Here is a 1,381-nt window from a genome sequence, read left to right on the forward strand (position 1 = left end):
GTCTCGCTCTCGGCGGCTTTGGCGTCTTTGAGGGCGTTGTACCAGGAGCGCTCGGCGCGGAAGGCGTTCAGTTCCAGTTGGCTGGCCATGGTGCGTTGCATGGGGTCGGGGTCGATGCCTTCGGTGGTGGCGAGCTCTTGCCAGGCTTTCCAGCGCACGTAGAGCTCTATCAGGTAGAGGTAGCGGTCGGGAAGGGTGGTTATGTCGGCGTCGGCGGATAGGGCGTCGTGGGCGACCTGGTAGGTGATTTCGATGTAGTCGTTGGCTTCGGGTTCTTCGGAGATGACCAGCAGGGGTTTGTAGGTGGCGTCTGTGATCGACCTGGTGATGAAGTCGTAGTAGCCGTTCTCCTCCCAGAAGCCGGGGTCGGTGTAGGCGCGGCGTTGTAGGTATTCGGGCGGGTCTTCGCCGGTGGGGTATTCGACGCTGAGGATAGCGATTGGCAAGTCGGACTCCCAGTTGTATTTGCGCTGGTCGGCGACGGTGGTGAAGACTTTGGTCTTGACCTGGGGGAAGTGGTTGCTCAAGTCCTGGAGGGCGTCGTTGATCCAGGCGTTTACCTGGGCGTCGGTGAATTCTGTGCCGGCGGTGTCTCCGAGCAGGTTGCGGCAGCGGGTTCTTATGGTCGATAGTGTTGTCATGGGATTTTTGAGATTGTGGTCGGATCAGGCCACGAGAAGGGAGTAGGCTCTTGTGCTGGCCGGGGTGGTTACGGTCAGGCCGACAGAGAAGCGCAGGGGGCGCTCGGCGGGGAGGATGAGGATCATGGGGGCGTTGGATTGAATGGCGAAGACCAGCAGGGCGTTGCCGCTGGCGGCGGTGTTGTCGTGGTAGGTGACGATCACGGGGGTGGTGGATTCGGTGGTAGCGATGATGATGTGAAGTTCGCCGGGGCCGGTCCAGAGGGTCTCGACGGTGCTGGGCTGGGTGTAGTACTCGTAAGTGTTTCTGATGCGCATTTTGAGATTGCGGATTGGTGATTGCGGAATGCGGAGTTGTTTAATCTGAAATCTACGATCCGAAATCCGCAATTGGATATGGTCTGTGGTCGGGTTGCCGGTTGCCCGGGTCCCGAGAGGAGTTGAAGTGGCGGGACCCGGGCTTGCACCGATAAGCCGAGTCAGGATGAGGAGGGCATCCTGTTTCGGACGAAGGACGTTTGAGATTTGAGATTGCGGATTGGTGATTGCGGAATGCGGAATTGTTTAATCCGAAATCTACGATCCGAAATCCGCAATTGGATATGCGGTTGGGCTAGCCCTCGGTGAGTGTCAGTTGGATGCTGACGTTGGCGGCGGCGGTGCCGAGGGCGCCGTCGAAGTCGAGGGTTAGCAGGACGATGGTGCCGTCGGTGATGTGGGGGTATTGGCCGGCGGTGACG

2 protein-coding genes are annotated in these 1,381 nt (G+C 59.4%); both read right to left on the reverse strand.

Annotated features, from left to right (window positions below):
* Window positions 1–641: hypothetical protein (locus AB1772_13460; GenBank protein MEW5797347.1), on the reverse strand; the 641-nt coding region annotated here is incomplete at its 3' end.
* A 24-nt stretch (window positions 642–665) separates the two neighbouring features.
* A complete protein-coding gene (locus AB1772_13465; protein MEW5797348.1) occupies window positions 666–959 on the reverse strand; it encodes a hypothetical protein in 294 nt (97 codons plus the stop codon).
* Between the last annotated feature and the right edge of the window lie 422 nt (window positions 960–1,381).

The sequence above is a fragment of the Candidatus Zixiibacteriota bacterium genome (assembly GCA_040752815.1).
In the GTDB taxonomy this organism is placed as follows: domain Bacteria; phylum Zixibacteria; class MSB-5A5; order GN15; family FEB-12; genus JAGGTI01.

Bases quoted from the DNA above. Each gene is read 5' to 3' on its own strand.
- AB1772_13465 (MEW5797348.1), bottom strand. From the start codon at position 959: ATGCGCATCAGAAACACTTACGAGTACTACACCCAGCCCAGCACCGTC.